Origin of the sequence: Klebsiella sp. K5-204 (genome assembly GCF_030128585.1) — a bacterium.
Taxonomy (GTDB): Bacteria; Pseudomonadota; Gammaproteobacteria; order Enterobacterales; family Enterobacteriaceae; genus Klebsiella; species Klebsiella quasipneumoniae.
Genome location: NZ_JAKUZS010000001.1, coordinates 312274 through 337866, shown reverse-complemented (window position 1 = coordinate 337866; position 25593 = coordinate 312274). Strand labels below are relative to the sequence as shown.

The following is a 25593-nucleotide window of genomic DNA, read 5'->3' as shown; positions in this document are numbered from 1 at the left end:
AGTGAGGAGGCAACAAACTGGCCGTCCGCTGGCCAGTTTGCAGCAGGCGTTAGAACCGATAGCCTGCGGAGAACATAAACACCCACGGATCCAGGCGGGTGCTGACTTTCTGGTCCACGCCGCCGGCTTTGAATTTCACATCGGTATCGATATCCATGTACCACACCGACATATTCAGCAGCCAGTCACGGTTAATCAGGTAATCGAGGCCGACCTGCCCCGCCGCGCCCCAGGAGTCCTTCAGGCTCAGATCGGAAAGCCCGGCCGCCTTGCCGTTATCGTTAAAGTCTTCATTAAAGAAGGTGGTGTAGTTAATCCCCGCCCCCACGTACGGGCGCACCTTGCTTTGCGCATCGCCAAAGTACCACTGCGCCATCAGGGTGGGTGGCAACTGATGGACGGTGGCGATGGTGCCGGTTGGCCCGGTACCAACCTTATGGCGGAACGGCGTTGCCGCCAGCAGTTCCACGCCGATGTTATCGGTCGCCATATAGGTAAAGGTTAAACCCAACTGAGTGTTGTTACTGACGTTGAAACCGCCCAGGCTGCCTAACACGTTGTCAGAGCCCTCCGTCGGTCGGACGGTGGCGGTCCCGGCGCGAATGAAAAATTCACCCGCTTCATGCGCCCAGACGCTGCCGGTGGAAAGAGTGCTTAGAATTAATGCCGCCGCTGCTAACTTCTTCATATCCACTTCCTCATTATGGTTTTTCAGCGCGGCCAAATATACCTATAACGAGTTACGTTTGATCTGTTTTAGATCACAATAAAACCTTAGATTTAACATTTATTGATCCAGATTAATTTTTGATACCGATCGCAATACGCTGAATCCTTCGCACATCAATTTTCACTTTTCGCGAAAAAAATTATTTATGCCCCTCTTGCCGCCGCTGAGGCGGCTGGATAAGTTAACTGCCGACAATCTGTGTTGATGCGTTTTTTTCAGGTGTAATTATGAGTGAAATCAACCCGTGCATGACGTGCGGTGCCTGTTGTGCGTATTTTCGTGTCTCTTTCTACTGGGCGGAAGCCGACGATGCGGGCGGCCTGGTGCCCTCCGCGCTGACCGAGCCGCTAACCCCTTTCCTGCGCTGCATGAGCGGCACCAACCAACGCCAGGGCCGCTGCGCGGCGCTATCGGGCGAGATCGGCGACGCCGTCCACTGCACTATCTATGAAAACCGTCCCTCGCCATGCCGCGAATTCGCCATGTCCGGGGAAGATGGCGAGGAAAACGAGGCCTGCAACCGGGCGCGAGCGCGCTATGGCCTGCCGCCATTGCGGCCTCTTTACAAAGATATACCTGCCCTGACCGGCGCAGAGAGTGCTACGACGGAACGATTTGCGGTACAATCGCCGGCTAGTTAACACCTGCGACACTCAAGGAGAATGCATGTCTATCACGGCGAAGTCCGTCTACCGTGACACCGGGAATTTTTTTCGTAATCAGTTCATTACCATTTTGCTGATTGCGCTGTTGTGCGCGTTCATTACGGTAGTACTTGGCCATGCCTTTTCACCCAGCGACGAGCAGCTGTCGATACTCAGCGAAGGCGATAACCTCGCCGGTAGCGCAGGCCTGTTCGAGCTGGTGCAGAATATGACGCCGGAGCAGCAGCAGGTTCTGCTGCGCGCCTCGGCGGCATCGACTTTCTCGGGTCTGGTGGGCAATGCGATCCTCGCCGGCGGCGTCCTGCTGCTCATCCAGCTGGTCTCTGCCGGTCATCGCGTCAGCGCTCTGCGCGCTATCGGCGCCTCGGCGCCGGTGCTGCCGAAGCTGCTGCTGTTGATCCTCTTCACCACCTTCCTGGTGCAGATGGGGATGATGTTAGTGCTGGTGCCCGGCGTCCTGTTGGCCATTGTGCTGGCCTTTGCGCCGATCATGCTGGTGCAGGACAAAATGGGCATCCTCAGCGCCATGCGCAGCAGCATGCGTCTGGCCTGGGCCAATTTGCGGCTGGTGGCGCCGGCCATTATCGGCTGGCTGGTGGCGAAAACCCTGCTGCTGCTGTTCGCTTCCAGCTTTGCCGTGCTGACGCCGAACGTCGGCGCGGTGGTCATCAACACCATCAGCAACCTGATTTCCGCCCTGTTGCTGATCTATTTATTCCGCGTGTATATGCTTATCCGTAGCTAATTTTAACCTGGACCGGGGAATTTCCCGGTCCGTCCTGACAGACGGGATCGATGTATGAAGCAGTTTCTGGATTTTTTACCGCTGGTGGTCTTCTTCGCCTTCTACAAGCTTTACGATATCTACGCCGCTACCACGGCGCTGATTGTGGCGACCGCCATCGTGCTGATCTACAGCTGGGTGCGCTACCGTAAAATCGAAAAAATGGCGCTGATCACCTTCGTGCTGGTGGCCGTCTTCGGCGGATTAACGCTCTTCTTCCACAATGATGAGTTTATTAAATGGAAGGTGACGGTGATCTATGCGCTGTTCGCCGGCGCGCTGCTGTTCAGCCAGTGGGTAATGAAAAAGCCGCTTATCCAGCGCATGCTGGGTAAAGAGCTGACCCTGCCGCAGCAGGTCTGGTCGCGTCTAAACCTGGCGTGGGCGGCGTTTTTTATCCTCTGTGGGCTGGCTAATATCTATATCGCCTTCTGGTTGCCGCAGAATATCTGGGTTAACTTTAAGGTCTTCGGTTTAACCGCTCTCACGCTGGTCTTTACCTTGCTGAGCGGGATCTACATCTACCGCCATATGCCGCAGGACGACCACCACTAATTCCCCGGCAGCCTGCGCCCGCCTCCGCGGGCGCTATCCCCTATTCTCTCTCCGCCGTTTTCATAGTAGCATCCCGCTGATCGTCTTTGACCACAACAGAGTAGAGCATGACAACAACAGATCTCGCCCCGAAGGGCGAAATGGTTTTACGCACCCTGGCAATGCCGGCGGATACAAATGCCAACGGGGATATTTTTGGCGGCTGGCTGATGTCGCAGATGGATATCGGCGGCGCCATTATGGCCAAAGAGATCGCCCAGGGTCGCGTGGTGACCGTGCGCGTGGATGGGATGACCTTTTTACGCCCGGTGGCCGTCGGCGACGTGGTGTGCTGCTATGCCCGCTGCGTGAAGCGCGGCAATACCTCGGTGACCATTAACATCGAAGTGTGGGTGAAAAAAGTCTCTTCAGAACCAATTGGCCAGCGCTACAAGGCGACGGAAGCGCTGTTTATCTACGTTGCCGTCGATAATCAGGGTAAACCACGCCCTCTGCCGGCGGAATAAGATGGCGCCCGGCTAACCGGGCACCTGGCTTAGAGAAAGCCCAGCAGCGAGAAGAAGAAGTAGCCGATGACAATTACGATCACCGGCAGCACGTACAGCGGGAAATACTGCACCAGGATCGTATGTCGCGGCACCACAATGCGTTCGGCGAGCTGCTCGCGAGTTAACCCTTCCGCGCCTTTCGCCTGCTCGAGGATCAGCTGATCCTCAATCCCCTCGCGGAGAAATTTCGCCTGCCGCGCCATCCGCGCGCCGGAGGCCTGCAGCGCCATACCGACGAACACCAGAATGAAGATAATCCAGAAGCCGATGTTCAGGCTGTGGTGGAAATCCGGCAGCGGTGAGTTGTACCAGAAAAAGTTCAGGAACGGCGTGTTAAAGCGCATCATCTCAATCATGACGTGCGCAAAATCCATCATTACCGCGTCAATGCCGGGTTTCTTTTCACTGTGCTCATACATAAATTTGAGGACAGAAATCAGCGTCGACAGCACGGCGGGAATAAAGATGACCCATCCCAAAATACGTTTGATGACCGCAATGCGTCCAGCTTGTTGGTACGTCATGAGTTCCCCTTGTTAAAGACGCGTTAGTGGTTCGCCTGCCGCCCGTGGCGTGGCGCAGGCGCTCCTCGCTTACCCGAATGTGTCGGGTATAAGTCTATCTTCCACGGCGAATTTCGCCCAATAACGCGCGGTATGATATACCATGAATGCCGATTCGTTTATCTGATTACGCAACAGGAGAAGGACATATGTCAGCGAAGCGCCGCATTGAGGCTGCGATTTTTGATATGGACGGGTTGCTGATTGACTCTGAGCCGCTTTGGGATCAGGCGGAGGTCGAGGTCATGGAGAGCCTGGGGGTGGATACCCGCCGCCGCGATGAACTGCCCGACCTGCTGGGTCTGCGAATCGACCTGGTGGTGGATCTGTGGTACGCGCAGCAGCCGTGGCGCGGCGTGGACCGCGCGGAAGCCACCGCGCGCATTATCCGTCGCGCCATCGAACTGGTGGAAGCCTCACGTCCGCTGCTGCCGGGGGTGCGCGAGGCGGTGGCCCTGTGTAAAGCCCAGGGGTTGAAGGTAGGGCTGGCCTCAGCCTCGCCGCTGGTGATGCTGGAGAAAGTGCTCAATATGTTCGAGCTGCGCGATCAGTTTGATGCCCTCGCCTCGGCGGAGCATCTGCCCTGGAGCAAACCGCACCCGCAGGTGTATCTCAACTGCGCCGCCGCCCTCGGGGTCGACCCACAGCGCTGCGTCGCGCTGGAGGACTCGGTCAACGGCATGATCGCCAGCAAAGCTGCACGCATGCGCGCTATCGTGGTGCCGGAAGCGGAGAACAGCCGCGACCCGCGCTTTGTGCTGGCGGACGTCAAGCTGCCGTCACTGCAGGCCCTGACCGTCGAGGCGCTGCTCGGGTAAGGCCGCTGGCGGCTGACGCGATCGCCGTCACGCCGCCGGCAATAAAATCAAAACAGCGTTTCATTTTAATTGTAATTTTGTTTTCCTGCCTCTATGCTGGGCACAGGTGGCGTCATCGTACGCCTGAAGATCAGCACGCAGAGGTGAATATGGTACTGAACGCCTTCGACCTGACGGGTAAGGTCGCCATCGTGACCGGTTGCGATACCGGCCTGGGACAGGGAATGACGCTGGGCCTGGCGCAGGCCGGATGCGATATCGTCGGCATCAACCGCAAAATTCCCCACGACACGGCCGCGCAGGTTGAGGCGCTGGGCCGCCGCTTTCATGCCATTCAGGCGGATCTCAGCCATCATGATGATATGACCGTTCTGGTCGACCAGGCGGTAGCAGCGATGGGCCGGGTCGATATTCTGGTTAACAACGCCGGGATTATCCGCCGCCATGACGCCCTGACCTTCACGGAAAGCGACTGGGACGCGGTCATCGATCTGAATTTGAAAGCGGTTTTCTTCCTCTGCCAGGCGGTCGCCAGGCAGTTCATTCGCCAGGGTGAAGGCGGGAAAATTATTAACATCGCCTCGATGCTCTCGTTTCAGGGCGGGATCCGCGTCCCCTCTTATACCGCCTCGAAAAGCGGCGTGCTGGGCCTGACCCGCCTGCTGGCCAACGAATGGGCTGGTCAGGGTATCAACGTCAACGCCATTGCGCCCGGGTATATGGCCACTAATAACACCCAGGCGCTGCGCGAAGATGAAGAGCGTAACCAGGCAATCCTTGAGCGTATCCCCGCCGGTCGCTGGGGGGTGCCGGGTGACCTGCAGGGGCCGGCGGTGTTTCTCGCCTCGTCCGCCGCCGACTATATTCATGGCTATACCCTGGCCGTCGACGGCGGATGGCTGGCGCGCTGAGAATTTGTGACAAAGAGTTACACCGTCACCTCTTCCGTGCACTGTATAAAAACCCTATACTGTATGAATCGACAGTTTAGGGTGTGTTATCATGACGGCGGAAGGCCATCTCTTCTTTTCAATCGCCTGCGCAGTATTTGCCAAAAACGCAGAGTTAACGCCGGTGCTGGCGCAGGGCGACTGGTGGCATATTGTGCCCTCCGCGGTCTTGACCTGCCTGCTGCCTGACATCGATCACCCAAAGTCGTTTCTTGGCCAGCGGCTGAGCTGGATCTCCAGGCCCGTGGCGCGGGCCTTTGGCCACCGCGGCTTCACCCACAGCCTGCTGGCGGTGTTTGGCGCGCTGACGCTATTCTACCTCAAGGTGCCTGACAGCTGGATTGTCCCGGCGGACGCCCTCCAGGGCCTGGTGCTGGGCTATCTCAGCCACATTCTCGCCGATATGCTCACCCCCGCCGGAGTGCCGCTGCTATGGCCGTGTCGCTGGCGCTTCCGGCTGCCGATCCTTGCGCCGCGCAAAGGCAACCAGCTGGAGCGCGCCTTATGCATGGCGCTGTTCGTCTATGCCGTCTGGATGCCGCAGACGCTGGCGGACAACAGCGCGATACGCTGGTCTTCCGGGGTGATTAATTCCCTGCAGATCACCTTCAATCGCTTCATAAGTCACCAGAGTGGGCGATAAACCGGCAGAAAACGCCATTTGGTTATAACCCATTCCATTTGAATATAAGTCCTTGATAACGCCTTCTGCTAACCTTGCGGTCATAAGAGCTGGTTATCCACCAGCCCAGGTTATAAAAATATCAGGAGAACGGGGATGAACTTTCCATTAATAGCGAACGTAGTCGTGTTCGCCGTATTGCTGTTTGCGCTGGGGCAAACTCGCCATAAACAGTGGAGCCTGGCCAGGAAGGTCCTGGTCGGCCTGGCGATTGGCGTGATCTTCGGTCTGGCGCTACAGCTGATCTATGGGTCTGACAGCCAGGTGCTGAAAGACTCCATCCAGTGGTTCAATATCGTCGGCAACGGTTATGTCCAGCTGCTGCAAATGATCGTTATGCCGCTGGTCTTCGCGTCAATCCTTAGCGCCGTGGCCCGCCTGCACAATGCCTCGCAGCTGGGGAAAATCAGTTTCCTGAGCATCGGTACTCTGCTGTTCACCACCCTGATCGCCGCCCTGGTTGGCGTGCTGGTGACCAACATGTTCGGCCTCACCGCCGAGGGGCTGGTCCAGGGCAGCGCGGAGACCGCCCGTCTGAACGCCATTCAGAGCAACTATGTGGGTAAAGTGGCCGATCTCAGCGTCCCGCAGCTGATCCTCTCCTTCGTGCCGAAGAACCCGTTTGCTGACCTCACCGGGGCTAACCCGACCTCGATCATCAGCATCGTCATTTTCTCGGCCTTCCTCGGCGTCGCAGCCCTGAAGCTGCTGAAAGAGGATGTGGAAAAAGGCCAGCGCGTACTGACCGCCATCGATACCCTGCAGGGCTGGGTGATGAAGCTGGTTCGTCTGGTGATGCAGCTGACCCCTTACGGCGTGCTGGCGCTGATGACCAAAGTGGTTGCCGGGTCGAATCTACAGGATATCATCAAGCTTGGCGGCTTCGTGGTGGCCTCGTACATCGCGCTGGGCATCATGTTTGTCGTTCACGGCCTGCTGCTGGCGATTAACGGCATCAGCCCGCTGAAGTACTTCCGTAAAGTCTGGCCGGTGATCACCTTCGCCTTCACCAGCCGCTCCAGCGCCGCCTCCATTCCACTGAACGTGGAAGCGCAGACCCGTCGTCTCGGCGTACCGGAGTCGATTGCCAGCTTCTCCGCCTCCTTTGGCGCCACCATTGGTCAGAACGGCTGCGCCGGTATCTACCCGGCCATGCTGGCGGTGATGGTCGCACCGACCGTAGGCATCAACCCGCTGGATCCGATGTGGATTGCCACCCTTGTGGGCATCGTCACCGTCAGCTCGGCGGGCGTCGCCGGGGTGGGCGGCGGGGCCACCTTCGCCGCGCTGATCGTCCTGCCGGCGATGGGCCTGCCGGTGACCCTCGTGGCGCTGCTGATCTCCGTCGAACCCCTGATCGATATGGGGCGTACCGCGCTGAACGTTAACGGCTCCATGACCGCCGGGACGCTGACCAGCCAGTGGCTGCGCCAGACCGACAAGTCGATTTTCGATAGCGAAGAAGAGGCCGAACTGGCGCATCGCTAAACGGTAAGCACAAAAAACCGCTGATAATCAGCGGTTTTTTTTATTTCTGCAGCAGATTCAGGCTTCAATCTCACCTTCCTGACGCACCTGGTTAGCCCAGCGCTGCGCCGACTCCGGCACGCTGAACGCCGGTGAACGGCGGAAATGCTCCCCCATCAGCAGAAAGGCGACATACTTCCCGCGCAAAATCCAGACATCGCGAAAATGGTCCATTTTCACGGCATGTTCCGGGGGCGCAGGCTCCACGCGCGGCACGTAGCTAATGACAGGGCGATTTTGTTGGCGCAATGGTTTCATAACAAATGGATTCACTAAGCAAAGCGGGAAACAGAAACCTCTATCATAGCCGATCGTGGCCCCGTTCGTCGCCCCCCTGCCGCCGATGCGCATTTTAGGATAACTCCCTGCCCCCTCGCCGGGCGCAGCCAGCGTAATGTTCTATAGTTAGAAGGGTTTTGGTTTATCAACGACCACTTTTAGCAATGAAAGCAGGAGACGAGCAATGTCTGATAAGCACCCAAACCCGCACCACCAGCAGGCACCGGTTCACGGCAGCGAGGAAGCGCAGCCGGGTCTCGACTCGCTGGCGCCGGATGACCGGGAGTGGCGCCCCACGCCGAAACCCACCGCCCCTGGCGCTGAACCGACCGCCCCTGGCAGCCTGAAAGCGCCTGATACCCACAGCAGCAAACTTGACGCCCTGGAGCCGCAGCGCAAAGGCGGAGAAGACTATCCGCTGACCACCAACCAGGGCGTGCGCATTGCCGACGATCAGAACTCGCTGCGCGCCGGCGCCCGCGGCCCAACGCTGCTGGAAGATTTCATTCTGCGGGAGAAGATCACCCACTTCGACCATGAGCGAATTCCGGAGCGTATCGTACATGCCCGCGGCTCAGCGGCCCACGGTTACTTCCAGCCCTACAAAAGCCTGACAGCGTTGACCAAAGCCGATTTTCTCTCGGCAGCCGATAAAATCACCCCGGTCTTTGTGCGCTTCTCCACCGTGCAGGGCGGCGCGGGGTCGGCGGACACCGTTCGCGATATTCGCGGCTTCGCCACCAAGTTTTACACCGACGAGGGGATTTTTGACCTCGTCGGCAACAACACCCCGGTCTTCTTCATTCAGGACGCGCTGAAGTTTCCCGACTTTGTCCACGCCGTGAAGCCTGAGCCCCACTGGGCCATCCCCCAGGGACAAAGCGCTCACGACACCTTCTGGGACTACGTTTCCCTGCAGCCGGAAACGCTGCACAACGTGATGTGGGCGATGTCCGATCGCGGCATCCCGCGCAGCTATCGCACCATGGAAGGCTTCGGGATCCACACCTTCCGCCTGATCAATGCCGAGGGCAAAGCCACCTTTGTTCGCTTCCACTGGAAACCGGTCGCCGGCAAGGCGTCGCTGGTGTGGGATGAAGCGCAGAAGCTGACCGGCCGTGACCCCGATTTTCATCGCCGCGATCTGTGGGAGGCCATTGAAGCCGGGGACTACCCGGAATTTGAGCTCGGGCTGCAGCTGATCCCCGAGGAGAACGAATTTGATTTTGACTTCGACCTGTTAGATCCCACCAAGCTGATCCCTGAGGCGCTGGTGCCGGTGCAACGGGTCGGCAAAATGGTCCTCAACCGCAACCCGGACAACTTCTTTGCCGAGAACGAACAGGCGGCCTTCCATCCCGGGCATATCGTACCGGGCATCGATTTCAGCAACGATCCGCTGCTGCAGGGGCGTCTCTTTTCCTACACCGATACGCAGATTAGCCGCCTCGGCGGACCGAATTTCCATGAAATCCCGATCAACCGGCCAACATGCCCGTACCACAACTTCCAGCGCGACGGTATGCACCGGATGGAGATTGACACCAACCCGGCCAACTACGAACCCAACTCGATCAACGACAACTGGCCGCGCGAGACGCCGCCAGCCGCCAAACGCGGCGGTTTCGAGTCCCTTGCCGAGCGCGTCGACGGTGAGAAGATCCGCCAGCGCAGCCCTTCATTCGGCGAATATTACGCCCAGCCGCGTCTGTTCTGGCTGAGCCAGACGCCGATTGAGCAGCAGCATATTATCGATGGCTTCAGCTTCGAGCTCAGCAAAGTGGTCCGCACCTGGATCCGCGAGCGGGTGGTCGATCACCTGGCCCATATCGATACCCGGCTGGCGGAAGCGGTCGGGGCGAATTTAGGTATTGAACTGAGCGATGAGCAGCGCAGCCTCACTCTGCCCTCCCCGGTCAACGGCGTGGAGAAAGATCCCACCCTCAGCCTCTATGCGGACGCCGAAGGGGATGTGAAAGGTCGCGTGGTGGCGGTGCTGCTCAATGAGCGTACCTCGGCGCAGGACCTGGTCCATCTCCTGCAGGCGCTACAGGCCCAGGGCGTGCACAGTAAACTGCTCTATTCGCGGATGGGCGAGGTCATCGCCGACGATGGTTCTCCCGTGCCGATCGCCGGCACCTTCGCCGGTTCCCCATCGCTGACGGTGGATGCCGTGGTGGTGCCCGGCGGCGACCTCAGCGCCCTTAGCCAGAGCGGCGATGCGCGCTACTACCTGCTGGAGGCCTATAAGCACCTGAAGCCGATCCTGCTGGCAGGCGATGCGCGGCAGTTAACGTCGGTTCTCCAGGTCCCGGCCCAGGGCGAAGAGGGCGTCATCGTTAGCGATGCTCTCGACACCCCGGCGGCAGATAAACTGCTCGCGCTGATGACGGCCCACCGGGTGTGGTCGAGAAGCCCGAAAATCGCCGCTATTCCGGCGTAGCAAAAAGCCCGGCACGGTGTGCCGGGCTTGACTCACTTTCCTTTCCCCCGTCGGGCTTACACGTCGCGGTAGGTTCCCAGGCGATAACCCCGGTCGGCCACCGCCGCTTTCAGCGAGGCAGAGGTCAGCACATCAAGCTCGCCCAGCCGCGGGTAGCAGTAGGCGCTGCCCATGATGGTCTGGTCGACAAAGGCCGGATGACACATCACCTCCAGGGAGCGCTCCTCGCGGGCGATTGAGGCGTCCAGCGTCTGCAGGAACAGCGCCTCAGAGACGGCTTCCCCATAAAACTCGCTGCTGAAGCCTGCGCTGCTGCGCGCCGCCTGCTGATCGAGACCGCTCTGCGCCGCCACCTGGCGATCGATGCGCAACGCGATGCCCTTGTCGCGGGCAAAAGCGGCGACGATGGGATAGATCGGGGCGATCATATGCACATGGTGATGGCTGTCGAGATGCGTCGGCTCATGGCCGAAGAGATCGATAAAACGACGGTACTGACACGCCAGCTCATGGGCAATCTCCTCCAGCGGCAGGGTATCTTCTTCCGCCTGCTGCCAGATCCATTTGCCCAGCCGGCCGTCGCGGGTTAACCCCGGCATGGCCGACAGCGGTTCGCCCAGCGTCAGCACAAAGTGCATCCCGACCGCCAGCTCCGGCGTACTGCGGCTCAGCTGGGCGGCGTGGTCAATAGCCGCGCCGTTGACCAGCGCCGTAGTCGATGTCACCACGCCGTTGCGGCAGGCTTCGATAATGCCGTAGTTCTGCCCTTTACTGAGGCCGAAGTCGTCGGCGTTGACGATCAATACGCGTTCCATTTGCCGCTCCCGTTACGCTTTCAGTTTTTCGATCGTCGCCGCAAAGTTCGGCAGCCATTTTTCATGAGCCAGAATCATCTCCCGCGCCAGCTGCTCGGCGTCACGATCGGAATGGATCAGCGGGCTTAGGTTCAGCGCCAGCAGCACGTCGTTCAGCTCGCCGCTGATCGCCGCCTGGCTGGCCGCCACTTCAAACCCTTTGATGGTGTAGATAAGCCCCAGCACCTTCTCGTCGAAATGGGTGATGCGCGGCGTCGGCTTCGCGCCATCGCGACCTAAGGTGCAGCTCATCTCGACCGCCCAGTCCGCCGGGATATTATCGATATGGCCATGATGCGGGATATTCACATAGTGCTCAGTCTGCTTGTCGTTATAGATAGCGTTGATCACTTCGCAAGCGGCATCGGAGTAATAGGCGCCGCCGCGCTGCTCCAGCTCCTTCGGCTTGACCTTGAGATCCGGATTTTTATACAGCTCGAACAGCTGCTTCTCCACCTTCTGCACCACCTGGGCGCGCGCGCCGCCCTTATAGTACTCGCCCATCTCAATCGCCAGCATCTCTTTTGGCTTAAAGTAATAGAGCAGATAGGAGCATGGGATCAGGCGCAGGGAGCGGATCAGCCCCTCGCTAAACGGCAGGTCGAAGATATTTTTTACCGAGTTCGCGGTCAGGCGGCCGGAGGCAACGCCGTCCAGCAGTTCATCGAAGCGCGAGACGCCGTTAACCAGCACGTCGCGGACGAACACCAGGTGGTTCAGACCGAACAGGTCGATGTTCAGCTCATCGCTCGGGCTGAGCTGCAGCACGTCGGTGATGAACATCTTCATGCCGATGGGAATGTTGCACACGCCGATAAAGCGTTTGAAACTGGTGTGGCGATAGACCGCCTCGGTGACCATGCCCGCCGGGTTGGTGAAGTTAATGATCCATGCGTCCGGGCAGATCTCCTGCACATCTTTCACGATGTCGAAAATCACCGGGATGGTACGCAGCCCTTTAAACAGCCCGCCCGCTCCGTTGGTCTCCTGGCCAAGATAGCCGTGGCTCAGCGGGATGCGCTCATCTTTTTCACGCGCCTTCAGCTGGCCCACCCGCAGCTGGGTGGTAACGAAATCCGCGCCCTGCAGCGCCTCGCGGCGGTTCAGCGTTTTATAAACCTTCATCGGCACGCCGGCTTTTTCCACCATCCGCTCGCACAGCGCATGGATAATATCGAGCTTCTCCTGGCCCTCTTCCACATCCACCAGCCACAGCTCTGTCACCGGCAGTTCATGATAACGTTTCAGAAAACCTTCCAGTAATTCCGGGGTATAGCTGCTACCGCCGCCAATGGTGACGACTTTTAATTTCTGGCTCATTTTTTTCTCCCTTAGGCGCTGCGCCTGGGCGCAGGCCGCTCTCCGCATAAATGCGGACAGTTAACTTAAATTAGTTACGGTGTAAGCCGGGCGGCTAATACCGCGCGGGTTTAATTAATACTGGTCAAATGTTTGCGATAACTGCTCGGCGTAAACGAGGTCAGCTTTTTAAAGGTTTTAATAAACAGGCTCGGGCTGCTGTACCCTGACTCATAGGCAATATCCGTCACCGAATAGTTGGTAATTTCCAGCTGCTTTTTGGCAAAGTTGATACGGATATCGTTAATTATCTGCATCGGCGTTTTACCATAATAGCGCTGGGTCGCCCGGGTTAAATATTCCTGCGTTTTGCCCGATAGCCGAACCATATTCTCGAGGGCGCTCTCGCCAAACTCCAGTTTATCGTGCATGGCCTCAACGGTATTTTTTAACCATTGTGGGACGACGTCTGCAACCGGCTCTTCGCGATAGTGACGTAAACGGTTAATGACATAAAAGGAGACCAGCTCGATAAATTCGTCAAATTCCGTTTCGCGAAAATTGAGTGAGGCGATGACCGACTCAATATAGCCGAGAAAAGCGCTCTGCACGGCGTAGACCTGCGACGCCACCAGGCCAAACGGCAGCAGCGGCAGATAGTGTTTCTCAAAGAAGCGCCTGCTGATGCCGACGTTAAGGATGCGCGTCGCACCAAATTCGTAGAAGCTCTGGTGGTGCGAGCCCATCGGGATAAAGACAAAATCCCCGCGCTCCAGCAACACCCGTTTGCCATTGATCTCCTGGTAATAGCGCCCGGTTAATACGACGGTAAATTCGTAGTAATCATGCTGGTGGAGCCCGCTCACGCTTTCCGTTTTGTTATAGATGACCACATGAAAGTTCTTCCCGTTGAACAACTGCTGTTCTCTGGCGGTACTGATCTCGGTGGTCATCATCCTGGGCTGCCTCATCGTCGTGATGGCCTATTGTACCTTCTCGTGCAGCTCAATCAATTCCGCAACCAGCTCGCGGGCCAGCATGGAGGTCATCAGGTGATCCTGAGCATGCACCAGCACCAGGCTGACCTTCATTTTCCCTTCGCCCTCGTCGCTTTCGATAAGCTGGGTCTGCACGCGATGCGCCTCGCTCAGCGCCTGACGCGACTGCTCCATCATCGATTTCGCCGCGGCAAAATCCCCCTGCTTGGCCTGTTTTAGCGCGGCATAGGCCAGGCTACGGGCTTGTCCGGAGTTGATAATCAGCCCCATCACCACCTCTTCGAGGTCGTTTTCCGGGGTCTCTACCGCGTCGATGTTGTCCAGATCAAACATAATATTTCCCTCATTTCTCAGGCGGTACGGGACGCTGCCCGTACCGCGCGGTATCAGAATTTCAGTGCGTTGGCGATGTCTTCTTCGCTCTCTTCCTGCTCGATGACGGTCTGCGCTTTATTCGACAGCACCACAAACGGCAGGTAGACCAGGGTGGAGACGCCAAGGTTGAACAGGGCGACCAGCAGAGCGGCGACGCTGCCGTTACTGTTGAAGAACGCCCCCAGGCCAGTTGGCATGGTCCACGGCGCCAGGTTGGTCACCGGTGGGATAATCCCCAGGCTGTAGGCCGCGAGAGTAATGGCCGCCAGAATCGGCTGGACCAGCACGAACGGGATGAACATGACCGGGTTCATGATGATCGGCAGGCCAAACAGAATCGGTTCGTTAATCTGGAAGATGCCTGACGGCAGCGCCAGCTTCGCAACCTGACGATGGTCAGCGCGACGGGAAGCGATAAAGATGGCGATGATCAGACCCAGCGTCGCCCCGGAACCCCCCAGCAGGATGTAGGAGTCGAGCATCGGCTTGGCCCAGAAGTGGAACTGTTTACCCGCTTCGATCGCCGCATCAACCGATCCGTACTGGTTGTACAGCGCGATGTTTTCCAGCGCCCACGGCGTCATGATGCCGTTATCCAGCGCGGTCAGCGCCAGCGAACCGTGCACCCCGAAGAACCACAGCAGGGAGTTAAAGATGACGTATGCCCAGCCGACCACGCTGCCCATCGCCGCCAGCGGCGTAGAGATGGAGTCCATGATGATCTGGTGGAAGTTGCTGCCGTAGCTCGACAGGGCCCACGAGATAATGCCGAAGATGGAGAGGATCAAGAAGCCAGGGATCAGCGCGGAGAAAGAGCGCGATACCGACCCCGGCACGCTGTCCGGCAGTCTGATCACCCAGTTGCGACGGATCACGAAGGTGAACAGCTCCGCGACGACCAGACCGATAATCATGCCGGAGATGATGTTCTGCCCGCCCAGCCAGTTGGCGCCGACGGCATAGGCTTCGCCCACGCTATACGGGGTCACGGTCATGAAGGCCGCGACCGCCAACAGGCCTGCGGCCATCGGGTCGACTTTGCGCTCTTCCGCCAGCGCGGAGCCAATAAAGAATGGCGCCATCAGCGACATAATGCCGAGGGTGCCGTTATAGACGTTACCGCCGATAGCCTTAAAACCGTTTAAGGTTTCAATGGTGGAGGCATCCAGGCGAATGCCCATGGAATAAAAGAAAGAGCCTTCGCCGAAGCTCAGAAAAACGTTGTTAATTAATACAAACATGGCCCCGGCGAGGGTCAACGGCATTAATTTAATGAATCCATTTTTAATCGCATTAATATGCGGCTGCTTTCCTATTTTCACTGCAAAAGGAAGGAGTACCTTTTCAAGCGAGTCGATCACTTTACTCATAGTCAATACCCTTAAAAGCCGCAATAAACTATTACGGCGATGATGTATGAAATTACTCTTTGACGGGAAAATAAACTCTTTATTCTTTGACGTCCGGCAACGGGATGCCGCCAGGCGTCAAAATATATCGAGTTTTAAAATTTAAAATTATTGTGCTGCAGCTTTCTTAATGGCCGCGACGGCGGCTTTCAATACCCCTAAACCATCCACCTTGCCATACAGAAGAGAATCGATGACTTCTACCGGTTTATTCGGCAGCAGGCGCTGAATTTCCGGTAACATATACGCAATTTGTGGCCCTAATAATACAACGTCGGCTTCCGGTCCCTTTTCACCCGCGAGAGTCTCAGGATAGGCTTCAATAATGACCGGGACTTCGTATTTTTCCGCCTGCGCCCGCATTTTGGAGACCAGCAGTGACGTGGACATGCCTGCCGAGCAGAACAGATAAATGTGTTTCTTTTCCATGAACGCTTCCTCAATGTGTGAGACCAGGGCCTTCAGTAACCGCTGAGAGCCGGTAAGACTGGTAACATCAGGTTAATTCTGTTTATGGGTTGAGTATACGGCAACCTGAGCCGTCGTGATAATTCCCTGTTGAACAGAATTGTCTCTCATTGACCTCCGGTTTTGACTACCCTCACATTTTCATCCAAATAATTCGCGCAATTAAATAAGCATCAGGACTCACAAAAAAGCCCGACCAGTGGTCGGGCTTACGTACAACTCAGTCAACAGTAGGGCGCTTACTTAGCGTTGCGCGGATCCGTATCATACTCAGCGCAGGTCTGGTAGCCGGAGTTCATCACGTGCCCCGTTTCGTCGAGGGCCACAAAGTAGGTCTCCACTTTACCATCTCGTTGACCGAGGATATAGGTCTGGCAGGTGCCGCGGGCATGGACCATCGTCACTTCCGTTGAAGGTTTGCCAGCGATCTGCATCACCTGCTCACGCGACATTCCTTTCTTCACATCTTTCACCACCGGCTGGGTAAACTGGTCTTTGGTACGATCGTAAGCGGTACAGCCCGCGAGTAAGGTTAACGCGACGGTGACGCCCAGTATTCCTGCTAAGCTTTTGTTCATTTTGGTTCCTCTCTTCCACTGTGTAACGATAAGCCTGGAATAAATAGTGTTATTTTTCAAGCCGAACAGCGAAATCATGTCTGATTGTGTTATTGCGTAAACAGGATTGACGCTCCGCCGACGACCGGCGCTTTCTCCTGCGCGCGGGCATCTATAATGAAATCCTATGTCATTGATTGCCTTCTTTTCCGGCAGTCAAAACCCCGGTCCTTGTCGTTTCAGCGGCAAAGAGGTAGCTTTAAGCCAACAGGTTGCCAAACAGATTCACTTTCGGAGGGCGCGATGACGCTACAACAAGAGATTATTCAGGCGCTGGGCGCGAAGCCGCAGATTGATGCCGCAGGCGAGATCCGCCGCAGCGTCGATTTCCTGAAATCCTATCTGCAGACTTACCCTTTTATTAAATCGCTGGTGCTGGGTATCAGCGGCGGCCAGGACTCGACCCTGACGGGGAAACTGTGCCAGATGGCGATCAATGAACTGCGCGCCGAAACTGGCGACAGCAGCCTGCAGTTTATCGCCGTCCGTTTACCCTACGGCGTGCAGGCGGATGAGCAGGACTGCCAGGATGCCATCGCCTTTATTCAGCCTGACCGCGTGTTGACGGTGAATATCAAAGCCTCGGTGCTGGCAAGCGAACAGGCCCTGCGCGAAGCGGGGATCGAACTGAGCGACTTCGTTCGCGGCAACGAAAAAGCCCGTGAGCGCATGAAAGCCCAGTACAGCATCGCCGGGATGACCAAAGGGGTGGTGGTCGGCACCGACCATGCGGCGGAAGCGATTACCGGCTTCTTCACTAAATATGGCGACGGCGGCACCGACATCAACCCGATCTTCCGCCTGAACAAACGTCAGGGCAAACAGCTGCTGGCCCATCTCGGCTGCCCGGAACATCTGTATAAGAAGCTGCCGACCGCCGATCTGGAAGACGATCGCCCCTCCCTGCCGGATGAAGTGGCGCTGGGGGTCACCTATGAGAATATCGACGACTATCTGGAAGGCAAAACGCTGGACCCCAGCATCGCCAAAACGATCGAAGGCTGGTATCTGAAAACCGAACACAAGCGTCGGCCGCCCATCACCGTCTTTGACGATTTCTGGAAAAAATAGTCCCTCCCCCGCCCCGGCCCGCGCCGGGGTTATTTTTTGCGCTTTTCGCCGCAAAAACCGCCTGCTATACTGGATAGATAGACAGTATCAGGAGTTATTGTGGCCAGAAAGCAATCTGCCCCGCGTCTGGAGTTTGAGGCGGCGGCGATCTATGAATATCCCGAACACCTTCGCCCGTGGCTGGAGGCGCTGCCGAAGCTGCCGGGCGTCTATCAGTTTCACGGCGACAGCGACACGATGCCGCTCTATATCGGCAAGAGCGTTAACCTGCGCAGCCGGGTGCTCTCCCACCTGCGCACGCCTGAAGAGGCCGCGATGCTGCGTCAGTCCCGGCGTATTACCTGGCAGCGCACCGCTGGCGAGCTGGGGGCGCTGCTGCTGGAGGCGCGGTTAATTAAAGAGCAGCAGCCGCTGTTTAACAAGCGGCTACGGCGTAACAAGCAACTCTGCGCCTGGCTGCTTGCGGACGACCGGCCGCAGATTGTCTATGCCCGCGAGGTTGATTTCTCTCATCAGCAGCATCTCTATGGTCTGTTCGCCAACCGGCGGGCGGCGCTGCAGATGCTGCAGAGCCTCGCTGACGAACAGCGCCTCTGTTATGGCCTGCTCGGTCTGGAGCCGCTCAGCCGCGGTCGCGCCTGCTTTCGATCCGCGCTGGGCCGCTGCGCCGGCGCCTGCTGTGGAAAGGAGAGCGTGGAGGCGCACCGCCAGCGTCTGCTGGCGCAGATGAGCAAGCTGCAGCTGGTGTGCTGGCCTTGGGCAGGACCGGTGGCGCTGGAGGAGCGCGGCCCTGATATGACGCAGTATCATGTCATTCATAACTGGCTGTGGCTGGGGGCCGTCGACTCGCTCGACCAGGCCGCTGAGCTCACTCGCCTGCCCGCCGGATTCGACCAGGATGGTTACAAAATTCTCTGTAAGCCTCTGCTCAGCGGCAACTACCCGCTGCACCCGCTTAGCTGAAAAGCCAGAAAGAAAAAACCGCCGGCCCTGCCCAACGCCTGATGGCATTATTGGGCAAGACCGGCGGTCTTGATTCAGTACGCTACATTATTCAGCGGGTGCAGGCATTTTACCTGCCGGCGCGTTGCGTTCTGTCAGATGCTTCTCAAAATTGGCATTGAACTGTTTTTTCTGCTCTGGGGTCAGAATGTTGTAGATCTTGTTCTGCGTTTCCAGGCGGGACAGCGCCATCGCTTTATGCTGCGCCTCCATCTTATCGATCTGCGCTTCCGCTTTCGCCTTGTCGAAGGTATCGCTGGCGATCAGCTCGTGCATCGCGCGGCGTTCGTCAAGGGACGGACGCTTCATATTTTCGCGCTGGCTCTTCATGATGTCGCGGATCTGCTGCTTCTGCGCATCGGTTAGGTTGAGGCCTTTAAACATCATGTCATGCTGACCCGGGCCGCCTTTATGATGCATCATCATCGGCTTGCTGTCGCTCGGCGCGGTGGTGGTATCGGCGGCGTGAGCCAGGTTAGCCGCGCCCAGAGCCAGAGTAGAGGCAACAAACAGTGCAGTGAGTTTCTTCATCATTCAATCCTTACTTTACGTTATTCTTACGGCGCGTTGCCGTGTTGACGAGATTAACTTTACGACGTTAATCGTCAATTAGTCAGAGCAAGAGTAAAACAATGAAAGTGTAAAAAACAGTTTCTCACCAATTATGGAGAAAATAAGGAATTTGAACGAGGAATTGCAATAAAAAATAAATAACCTACTGTTTTGCAGAGAAATTATGGAGAGTATAAAGGAGGAGAGATTAAAAACAAAGCATTTTACCAGGAATAATCTGCAAATTTACGCTGGCGCACGAAAAAATAAGAAGATGTAAAACGACGCGCGAAATTAAGCAGGCCGCCCGGCGGACGGCTTGCCCTCAGGGTAATTTTTCCAGCATCAGGCCAGCGCGCAGCCCCCTGGCCACCGCCGGATTGGGAAACAGAACATACTCCGGCTCTGCCCCCACCACATACCGCATCTCCCCCTCCTCCGCCAGCAGCGTGCCTGGGGCGAAGGGGGTGAAGTTCAGCGTCCGATCCGCCATATGCAGACGGAAATCGTCGCTATGGCGGGTGATCTGCTGCACCACCCGGTAGCGCAACGGCGCCGGGGCGTCGGCAATGGCCAGATCCCCCACCAACAGCCGGGAGATAGCCCCCTCGGCGGCGGCAAACTGCGTCAGATCGTTTTCCCCCAACGGCAGCGCTTTGCCCAGCTCAAGGGTGCAGGCCAGCGCCGCGAACCGCTCGCAGCTGAAGTGGGTGAAGGTCCCGCCTGGCTGGCGATGAAACACCAACGCCTCCAGCCCGGCGCCGCCCAGCCAGTGAAGAAAATCCTCCTCCCAGGGCGTATCGCGGGCCGGGAGCACCCCGAAGCGCGGATGCAGCGACCCGCGGATCGCGGTATGCAGATCGAGGTGCCAGCGCGGACCATCGTGGTCGCGATAGAAGCGGCCCACCGCTTGCTCCAGCCGCTGCGCCCGCTGCGTCTCCTCGCTGGCCGGGAATTGCCGCCAGCGCTCGCCAAACATCCGGTTCATATCGCTGTGCAGATAGCGTTTATTCGCCCGCAGCGCCGGCGGGTTACCGACGATCACCAGCAGCCGCCAGCGCAGGGGGAGTTCCTCCCGAACCAGCCGCTGCACCAGCCGGTCGACAATCTCCACCGGCGCCGTTTCGTTGCCATGGATGGCGCAGGAGAGCACCAGCCCGCGCTCGCAGCGCGCATGCGGCGTCAGCTCAAGGATCCCCTCCCCAAGCCAGTGCCAGCGGAAATGGGCCGTCTCGCCGTGAAAGTGATGGGGCAAACGTCCCGCCAGGGTTAATGCCAGAAAGTGTTCCACCGCGCCCCCTTATTGCTGAAATGGATAAACCGAACCGAGCTGCAGGATCTGGGTCAACCGATCCAGCGCGTCGCGCCCTTCCCGCAGCAGCTGGGGGTCGGCGAGGTCGGCCTGGGTGAGACGATCGCGATAGTAGCGATCCACCCAATCATTGAGGGTGGCAAACAGCGTATCGTTCATCAGGACGTGCGGATTGACCGTCTGATACTCCTCGGCCGTCAACACTACCCGCAGACGCAGGCACGCCGGACCGCCGCCGTTGGCCATACTCTCGCGCAGATCAAAAACCTGCAGCGCGGCGATGGGGTTATCCCCGGCCAGCAGCTCATTGAGATAGTTCCACACGCCCGGATGCGCCTGGGCTTCCTGGGGCAGGATCAGCGCCATGCTGCCGTCCGCCCGGCTCAACAGTTGGCTGTTGAACAGATAGGTGGCAACCGCCTCTTCCACCGTGACCCGGCTGGCGGGAACCACCAGCGGGGTGAAGCCCGGCACCTGCTGCGCCAGCTGCTGCAAAACCGCGTTCTGGTCGGCAAAGGCCTGCTCATGGCAGAACAGGACCTGACGATTGCTCACCGCGATGACATCGTTATGAAAAACCCCCATGTCGATCGCCGCCGGATGCTGGCGGGCGAAGATCAGCTGACGGGGATTGACCCGATTAAGGCGCGCCACCGCCTGGCTGGCCTCAAGGGTTTGCCGCGCCGGATAGCGACGCGGCGCCTCTTCGCTTCCCCGGCGGCGGCCATAGACAAAGAGCTGAACGCCGGGGGCGCCATATTCCCCGCCGAGACGGTTATGGTTCGCCGCCCCTTCGTCGCCAAACCATGCCGAGGCAGGCAGCGCCGGATGGATGGCAAATCGCGTGCGGTCCGGGAAGATCGCCTGCAGTAACGCCCCGGTGGTGGGGGCTTCGCTGGCGCGGTGGAATTTATCCTGCAGATTCGCCACCGTCAGGTGTACCAGGCCATCCAGCGAATCGGCGGAGGGACAGACCGTCGCGGCGTTGGCCACCCACATCGCCGAGGCCGAACTCACCGCCGACAGCAGATCCGGATCCTGCTGAGCCGCGCGAGCCACCACCTGTTCATCGCTGCCGCTAAAGCCCAGCTGACGCAGGAGCGGCACGTTGGGCCGCTCCTGAGGGGGGATCACCGCCTGCGGATAGCCGGCGTCGGCGAGGGCTTTCATTTTTTTTAGCCCCTGCTTTGCCGCCAGCTGCGGGTTCGACACCCGAAAGCGGTGCCGGGTGGAGGCCTCATTGCCAAAGGAGAGCCCGGCGTAGTGATGGGTCAGTCCGGGCAGACCGTCAAAGTTGACTTCGCGGGCGGTCATGACGCCTCCCCGGCCCGAAAGTCGAGCCCCGGATTGAGACTGGCGGGCAGCGTCAGGGTCGGCGATTCGAGACTGGCCATCGGCCAGGCGCAATAATCGGCGGCATACCAGGCCCCGGGGCGATGATTGCCAGAGGCCCCGCTGCCGCCGAACGGCGCGGTACTCGCCGCCCCGGTCAGCGGTTTGTTCCAGTTGACTATCCCGGCCCGCGCCTCGAGCAGCAGCCGATCGAACTTCTCCCGTTCCGGGGAGATTAACCCGCAGGAGAGCCCGAAGCGGGTGGCATTGGCCTGGGCAATCGCCTCCTCGAAAGTGTCGTAGCGCCAGACGCCAAGCAGCGGGCCGAACACCTCTTCATCCTCGACCTGGGCCACGTCGCTCATGTCGACAATCCCCGGCGTCAGCAGCGACGTCCCGGCCTGCAATAAGCGCGGCTCCAGTAGGGTGGCTGCGCCTGCCGCGACCCGCTGCAGCCAGGCCTGATGCACTTTCTGCGCGGCCTGTTCAGAGATAAGCCCGCCGAGAAACGGCTGCGGCTCGGCGTCCCACGCCGCGGGGATCAGCCGTTGGCTCACCGTCACGAGCCTGGAGAGGAAAGCATCTCCCGCCTCTCCGCGCCGGACCAGCAGACGCCGGGCGCAGGTGCAGCGCTGGCCGGCGGTAATAAAGGCGGACTGGATGGTCAAATGCACCGCGGCATCGACGTCCCACGGATCGTCGACGATCAGCGGGTTATTGCCGCCCATCTCCAGCGCGAGGATCTTCTGAGGCTGTCCGGCCAGCTGGCGATGCAGATGAAAACCGGTGGTCGAGCTGCCGGTAAACAGCAGCCCGTCGATATCCGCCTGGCCGCTGAGCGCCTCGCCGGTTTCCCGACCGCCCTGCAGCAGGTTGAGCACCCCGGCGGGCAGGCCGGCCTGCTCCCACAGCTTCACCACCGCTTCGCCACTGTGCGGGGTGAGTTCGCTGGGTTTAAACACCACGGTATTGCCCGCCAGCAGCGCTGGCACGATATGCCCGTTCGGCAGATGGCCGGGAAAGTTATAGGGGCCAAAGACCGCCAGCACGCCATGCGGCCGGTGACGCAGCGTCGCGGCGCCATCGGGCAGATCGCTGTGCTGTTCGCCGGTGCGGGTGTGGTACGCCTTCACCGAGATCGCCACCTTGTTGATCATCGCCGTCACTTCCCCGGCCGCCTCCCAGCGCGGCTTTCCGGTCTCGGCGCCGATAATCGCCGTCAGCTCCGCCTTGCTGGCCTCCAGCAGCGCGGCAAACTTTTCGACGATGACCTGGCGGTCGGCAAACGGCAGCCGCGCCCAGGCAGGGAACGCCTGGCGGGCTGCCGCCACCGCCTCGGCGACCTGCCCGGCGTCCGCCGCCTCTCCCTGCCAGACAACCTTCAGGTTGACCGGATCCTGTTTGCTGAAGCGCGGCCCATCGCCGGGCCGCCACTCGCCGTTAATCCACAGACTCATGCGGTTTTCTCCTCAGGGATCAGGCGCACCATGCGCACCTGGTCGCCGGCATGACACTTCAGCATATCCAGCTCGCGGGCGCTGAGGGTCAGGGTGTCGCCATCCGGGTCGGCATGCACCAGCAGGGCGCGGAACTGGTGGTACTGTTCGTTCGCCACCAGGCACAGCGGTCCGTCGCCGGGCGGCGTTTCGCCGGCCTCGGTGGTCACCAGACGGCTTTTGCGGATCGCCCGCACCCGGTCGATATCGCACTCCAGGGTCGGGCCGCCGTCGAAAATATCGATGTAGTTCAGGTAGCGGAACCCCTCTTTCTCCAGCACCGTCCGGGCCGGGGCGGTCTGCGGGTGGACCTTGCCGATCACCGCCTGCGCCTCGGGGGTGAGGAAATCGATATATAGCGGGTGCTTGGGCATCAGGGCGGCAATGAAAGCCTTCTGTCCGGTGCCGCACAGGTAGTCGGCGCGGGAAAACTCCATGGCGAAAAAGCGTTTGCCCAGGCTCTCCCAGAACGGGGAATAGCCGTGCTCGTCAATCACCCCGCGCATCTCGGCAACCACCTTCTCATTAAAGCGCTCGCGAAAGGCGGCCATAAATAAGAAGCGCGATTTCGACAGCAGATAGCCATTGCCCTCTTTGCGCCACTGCGGGTCGAGGAACAGGGTACACAGCTCGCTGCTGCCGGTGTGGTCGTTACTGAGAAACAGCGTCGGCAGCGCCTGATAGACGTTAAGCTCCTTCGAGGCATGGACCTGGGTGCCGACCCGGTAGTTGTACCAGGGATCGTTGAGCCCCACCGCCACCTCTATCGCGCAGATGCCCACCACTGCGCCGCTCTCGCTCTCTTCCAGCACAAAGACATAGCCCTGCTCGCTTTTCGGCAGCTCGCCGCGCCAGGTTTGCTGTGAGCGGGCGATCCGCGCCGCGAGGGTGGCTTCATCCACCGGCAGCGAGGTCAGCCCGCCGCCGGTCTCCGCCGCCAGCTTCAGCAGCCCGGGCAGATCGCCCGGCTCCACCGGTCGAATAACCATCATGATGAAACTCCCGCCAGGAATCGCGCGCAGGCCCGCTCAACGCGATCCAGCCCGCTGTTCACCTCTTCTTCACTGACGTTCAGCGCCGGCGCGAAACGCACCACGTTGGCGCCGGCGATCAGGATCATCACGCCCTCTTCCGCCGCCAGGTTGCTGAGGGTTTTCGCCTTCCCGGCCCAGGCGTCGTTCAGCACGCAGCCGATCAGCAGCCCCAGGCCGCGGATCTCCTTGAACAGACCATAGCGGGCGTTGATCGCCTGCAGGCGTTCGCAAAACCACTGATGGCGCTGTCTGACGCCGGAGAGCACTTCCGGGGTATTGACGATCGACAGCAGCTCGCCGGCCACCGCCCCCGCCAGCGGGTTACCGCCGTAGGTGGTGCCGTGGGTGCCGACGGTCATCACGCTGGCGCAGGCCTCTGTCGCCAGCAGCGCGCCGATGGGGAAGCCGCCGCCCAGCGCTTTGGCGGTGGTCAGCACATCGGGGGTCACGCCGTAGTGCATATAGGCATACAGTTCGCCGGTGCGCCCGACCCCGGTCTGCACTTCATCGAAAATCAGCAGGGCGTTGTGCTGGTCGCAAAGCTGGCGCAGGCCGCGTAAAAACTCGACGCTGGCCGGCACCACGCCGCCTTCGCCCTGCACCGGCTCGACGATCACCGCGCAGGTTTGGTCATTGATTAAGGCCTTTGCCGACGCGAGATCGTTAAACACCGCATGCTGGATCTGCGGCGGCAGCGGGGCAAAATCCCGGGAGTAGGCCGGCTGACCGCCTGCCGAAACGGTGAACAGCGTCCGCCCGTGGAAGGCGTTCTGGAAGGCGACAATGCCGCTTTTCTCGCTGCCAAAGCGATCGTGGGCATATTTACGCGCCAGCTTGAGCGCCGCCTCATTGGCCTCGGCCCCGGAGTTACAGAAGAAGACCCGGTCGGCGAAGGTGGCATCGATAAGCATTTTGGCCAGACGCAGGATTGGCTCATTGGTATAGCCATTGCCGGTATGCCAGAACTTGCCAGCCTGATCGGTGAGGGCCTGCACCAGCCGCGGATGCGCATGCCCCAGCGCGTTCACGGCGATGCCTCCGGCAAAATCGATATACTCTTTGCCCTGCTGATCCCACAGCCGCGACCCGGCGCCCCGTACCGGAATAAAAGCCGCTGGCGCGTAGACCGGCATCATCCATTCATCAAAGTGGTTACGCGTAATTGACTGAGACATATCGACCTCTTCCGGTAAATTAAAAGTAGCAATAATGTTAATAAATATGAGTTAT

28 protein-coding genes are annotated in these 25593 nt (G+C 59.1%); 11 read left to right on the top strand and 17 right to left on the bottom strand.

Annotated features, from left to right (window positions below; translation table 11 throughout):
- Window positions 1-49: 49 nt before the first annotated feature.
- On the bottom strand, window positions 50-688 hold the full coding sequence (gene ompW / locus MKR05_RS01730) for an outer membrane protein OmpW (protein ID WP_023289313.1): 639 nt from the start codon (window positions 686-688) through the stop codon (window positions 50-52).
- A gap of 269 nt (window positions 689-957) precedes the next feature.
- Between ompW and MKR05_RS01725 the strand changes: the two genes are divergently transcribed.
- From MKR05_RS01725 to yciA, 4 genes are all read left to right on the top strand, one after another.
- Complete coding sequence (locus MKR05_RS01725; RefSeq protein ID WP_238875506.1) at window positions 958-1371, top strand: YkgJ family cysteine cluster protein; 414 nt, start codon at window positions 958-960, stop codon at window positions 1369-1371.
- Between the two features lie 25 nt (window positions 1372-1396).
- Window positions 1397-2140 carry a YciC family protein gene (locus MKR05_RS01720; RefSeq protein WP_023289311.1) on the top strand — a complete coding sequence of 248 codons (744 nt, stop codon included), beginning with the start codon at window positions 1397-1399 and terminating at the stop codon, window positions 2138-2140.
- Window positions 2141-2194: 54 nt separating this feature from the next.
- Window positions 2195-2734 (top strand): septation protein A, encoded by a 540-nt coding sequence (locus MKR05_RS01715; RefSeq protein WP_004203842.1) that lies wholly within the window; start codon window positions 2195-2197, stop codon window positions 2732-2734.
- 107 nt (window positions 2735-2841) lie between these two features.
- Window positions 2842-3240 carry an acyl-CoA thioester hydrolase YciA gene (yciA, locus tag MKR05_RS01710; RefSeq protein ID WP_002901629.1) on the top strand — a complete coding sequence of 133 codons (399 nt, stop codon included), beginning with the start codon at window positions 2842-2844 and terminating at the stop codon, window positions 3238-3240.
- A 29-nt stretch (window positions 3241-3269) separates the two neighbouring features.
- Here yciA and MKR05_RS01705 read toward each other — a convergent pair whose 3' ends face one another.
- Window positions 3270-3806: a YniB family protein gene (locus tag MKR05_RS01705; protein ID WP_023283571.1), complete on the bottom strand. Its 537-nt coding sequence runs from the start codon at window positions 3804-3806 to the stop codon at window positions 3270-3272.
- A gap of 188 nt (window positions 3807-3994) precedes the next feature.
- On the opposite strand from MKR05_RS01705, the gene hxpB reads away from it, so the two are divergent.
- From hxpB to MKR05_RS01685, 4 genes are all read left to right on the top strand, one after another.
- The gene (gene hxpB / locus MKR05_RS01700) at window positions 3995-4663 is read left to right on the top strand and encodes a hexitol phosphatase HxpB (RefSeq protein WP_017898668.1); all 669 of its coding nucleotides are present in this window, start codon (window positions 3995-3997) and stop codon (window positions 4661-4663) included.
- A gap of 149 nt (window positions 4664-4812) precedes the next feature.
- Entirely contained in the window at window positions 4813-5574 is a 762-nt protein-coding gene (kduD, locus tag MKR05_RS01695; RefSeq protein WP_238875534.1) for a 2-dehydro-3-deoxy-D-gluconate 5-dehydrogenase KduD, read from the top strand.
- Between the two features lie 91 nt (window positions 5575-5665).
- Window positions 5666-6256 carry a metal-dependent hydrolase gene (locus tag MKR05_RS01690; protein ID WP_023289309.1) on the top strand — a complete coding sequence of 197 codons (591 nt, stop codon included), beginning with the start codon at window positions 5666-5668 and terminating at the stop codon, window positions 6254-6256.
- A gap of 135 nt (window positions 6257-6391) precedes the next feature.
- Window positions 6392-7783, top strand: a complete 1392-nt coding sequence (locus tag MKR05_RS01685; RefSeq protein ID WP_023289308.1) for an L-cystine transporter — start codon at window positions 6392-6394, stop codon at window positions 7781-7783.
- Between the two features lie 57 nt (window positions 7784-7840).
- Here the strand turns inward: MKR05_RS01685 and cedA are convergent, their stop codons facing one another.
- Complete coding sequence (gene cedA / locus MKR05_RS01680; protein ID WP_008807754.1) at window positions 7841-8095, bottom strand: cell division activator CedA; 255 nt, start codon at window positions 8093-8095, stop codon at window positions 7841-7843.
- Between the two features lie 190 nt (window positions 8096-8285).
- On the opposite strand from cedA, the gene katE reads away from it, so the two are divergent.
- Window positions 8286-10544, top strand: a complete 2259-nt coding sequence (katE, locus tag MKR05_RS01675; RefSeq protein ID WP_124074144.1) for a catalase HPII — start codon at window positions 8286-8288, stop codon at window positions 10542-10544.
- A gap of 56 nt (window positions 10545-10600) precedes the next feature.
- Here the strand turns inward: katE and chbG are convergent, their stop codons facing one another.
- The 8 genes from chbG to osmE all read right to left on the bottom strand — a co-directional run bounded on the left by chbG (window position 10601) and on the right by osmE (window position 16525).
- On the bottom strand, window positions 10601-11359 hold the full coding sequence (gene chbG, locus MKR05_RS01670; RefSeq protein ID WP_032452530.1) for a chitin disaccharide deacetylase: 759 nt from the start codon (window positions 11357-11359) through the stop codon (window positions 10601-10603).
- Window positions 11360-11371: 12 nt separating this feature from the next.
- Window positions 11372-12718, bottom strand: a complete 1347-nt coding sequence (locus MKR05_RS01665) for a 6-phospho-beta-glucosidase (protein WP_044522424.1) — start codon at window positions 12716-12718, stop codon at window positions 11372-11374.
- Window positions 12719-12828: 110 nt separating this feature from the next.
- Window positions 12829-13653: a transcriptional regulator ChbR gene (gene chbR / locus MKR05_RS01660; protein ID WP_004203825.1), complete on the bottom strand. Its 825-nt coding sequence runs from the start codon at window positions 13651-13653 to the stop codon at window positions 12829-12831.
- 27 nt (window positions 13654-13680) lie between these two features.
- On the bottom strand, window positions 13681-14028 hold the full coding sequence (gene chbA / locus MKR05_RS01655) for a PTS N,N'-diacetylchitobiose transporter subunit IIA (RefSeq protein ID WP_023289303.1): 348 nt from the start codon (window positions 14026-14028) through the stop codon (window positions 13681-13683).
- 53 nt (window positions 14029-14081) lie between these two features.
- A complete protein-coding gene (chbC, locus tag MKR05_RS01650; protein WP_004203823.1) occupies window positions 14082-15440 on the bottom strand; it encodes a PTS N,N'-diacetylchitobiose transporter subunit IIC in 1359 nt (452 codons plus the stop codon).
- Window positions 15441-15451: 11 nt separating this feature from the next.
- Window positions 15452-15568 (bottom strand): hypothetical protein, encoded by a 117-nt coding sequence (locus tag MKR05_RS01645; RefSeq protein WP_032429133.1) that lies wholly within the window; start codon window positions 15566-15568, stop codon window positions 15452-15454.
- A gap of 19 nt (window positions 15569-15587) precedes the next feature.
- Complete coding sequence (chbB, locus tag MKR05_RS01640) at window positions 15588-15908, bottom strand: PTS N,N'-diacetylchitobiose transporter subunit IIB (RefSeq protein WP_002901547.1); 321 nt, start codon at window positions 15906-15908, stop codon at window positions 15588-15590.
- A 278-nt stretch (window positions 15909-16186) separates the two neighbouring features.
- Window positions 16187-16525 carry an osmotically-inducible lipoprotein OsmE gene (osmE, locus tag MKR05_RS01635; RefSeq protein WP_023289302.1) on the bottom strand — a complete coding sequence of 113 codons (339 nt, stop codon included), beginning with the start codon at window positions 16523-16525 and terminating at the stop codon, window positions 16187-16189.
- A 282-nt stretch (window positions 16526-16807) separates the two neighbouring features.
- Between osmE and nadE the strand changes: the two genes are divergently transcribed.
- Together nadE and cho are read left to right on the top strand one after the other, a co-directional pair.
- Window positions 16808-17635: an ammonia-dependent NAD(+) synthetase gene (gene nadE, locus MKR05_RS01630; protein ID WP_023289301.1), complete on the top strand. Its 828-nt coding sequence runs from the start codon at window positions 16808-16810 to the stop codon at window positions 17633-17635.
- 99 nt (window positions 17636-17734) lie between these two features.
- The gene (cho, locus tag MKR05_RS01625; protein ID WP_023289300.1) at window positions 17735-18598 is read left to right on the top strand and encodes an excinuclease Cho; all 864 of its coding nucleotides are present in this window, start codon (window positions 17735-17737) and stop codon (window positions 18596-18598) included.
- Between the two features lie 87 nt (window positions 18599-18685).
- Here cho and spy read toward each other — a convergent pair whose 3' ends face one another.
- The 6 genes from spy to MKR05_RS01595 form a co-directional block, all read right to left on the bottom strand.
- Complete coding sequence (gene spy / locus MKR05_RS01620; protein ID WP_072096650.1) at window positions 18686-19171, bottom strand: ATP-independent periplasmic protein-refolding chaperone Spy; 486 nt, start codon at window positions 19169-19171, stop codon at window positions 18686-18688.
- A 343-nt stretch (window positions 19172-19514) separates the two neighbouring features.
- Entirely contained in the window at window positions 19515-20480 is a 966-nt protein-coding gene (astE, locus tag MKR05_RS01615; protein WP_023289298.1) for a succinylglutamate desuccinylase, read from the bottom strand.
- A 9-nt stretch (window positions 20481-20489) separates the two neighbouring features.
- Window positions 20490-21815 carry an N-succinylarginine dihydrolase gene (astB, locus tag MKR05_RS01610; protein WP_238875510.1) on the bottom strand — a complete coding sequence of 442 codons (1326 nt, stop codon included), beginning with the start codon at window positions 21813-21815 and terminating at the stop codon, window positions 20490-20492.
- Window positions 21812-23290: a succinylglutamate-semialdehyde dehydrogenase gene (astD, locus tag MKR05_RS01605; RefSeq protein WP_072413020.1), complete on the bottom strand. Its 1479-nt coding sequence runs from the start codon at window positions 23288-23290 to the stop codon at window positions 21812-21814. The genes astB and astD overlap by 4 nt, the downstream gene beginning before the upstream one ends.
- Window positions 23287-24321: an arginine N-succinyltransferase gene (gene astA, locus MKR05_RS01600; protein ID WP_023289295.1), complete on the bottom strand. Its 1035-nt coding sequence runs from the start codon at window positions 24319-24321 to the stop codon at window positions 23287-23289. Before astA ends, astD begins: the two co-directional genes overlap by 4 nt.
- Window positions 24318-25538: an aspartate aminotransferase family protein gene (locus tag MKR05_RS01595; protein ID WP_023289294.1), complete on the bottom strand. Its 1221-nt coding sequence runs from the start codon at window positions 25536-25538 to the stop codon at window positions 24318-24320. The genes astA and MKR05_RS01595 overlap by 4 nt, the downstream gene beginning before the upstream one ends.
- Window positions 25539-25593 lie beyond the last annotated feature (55 nt).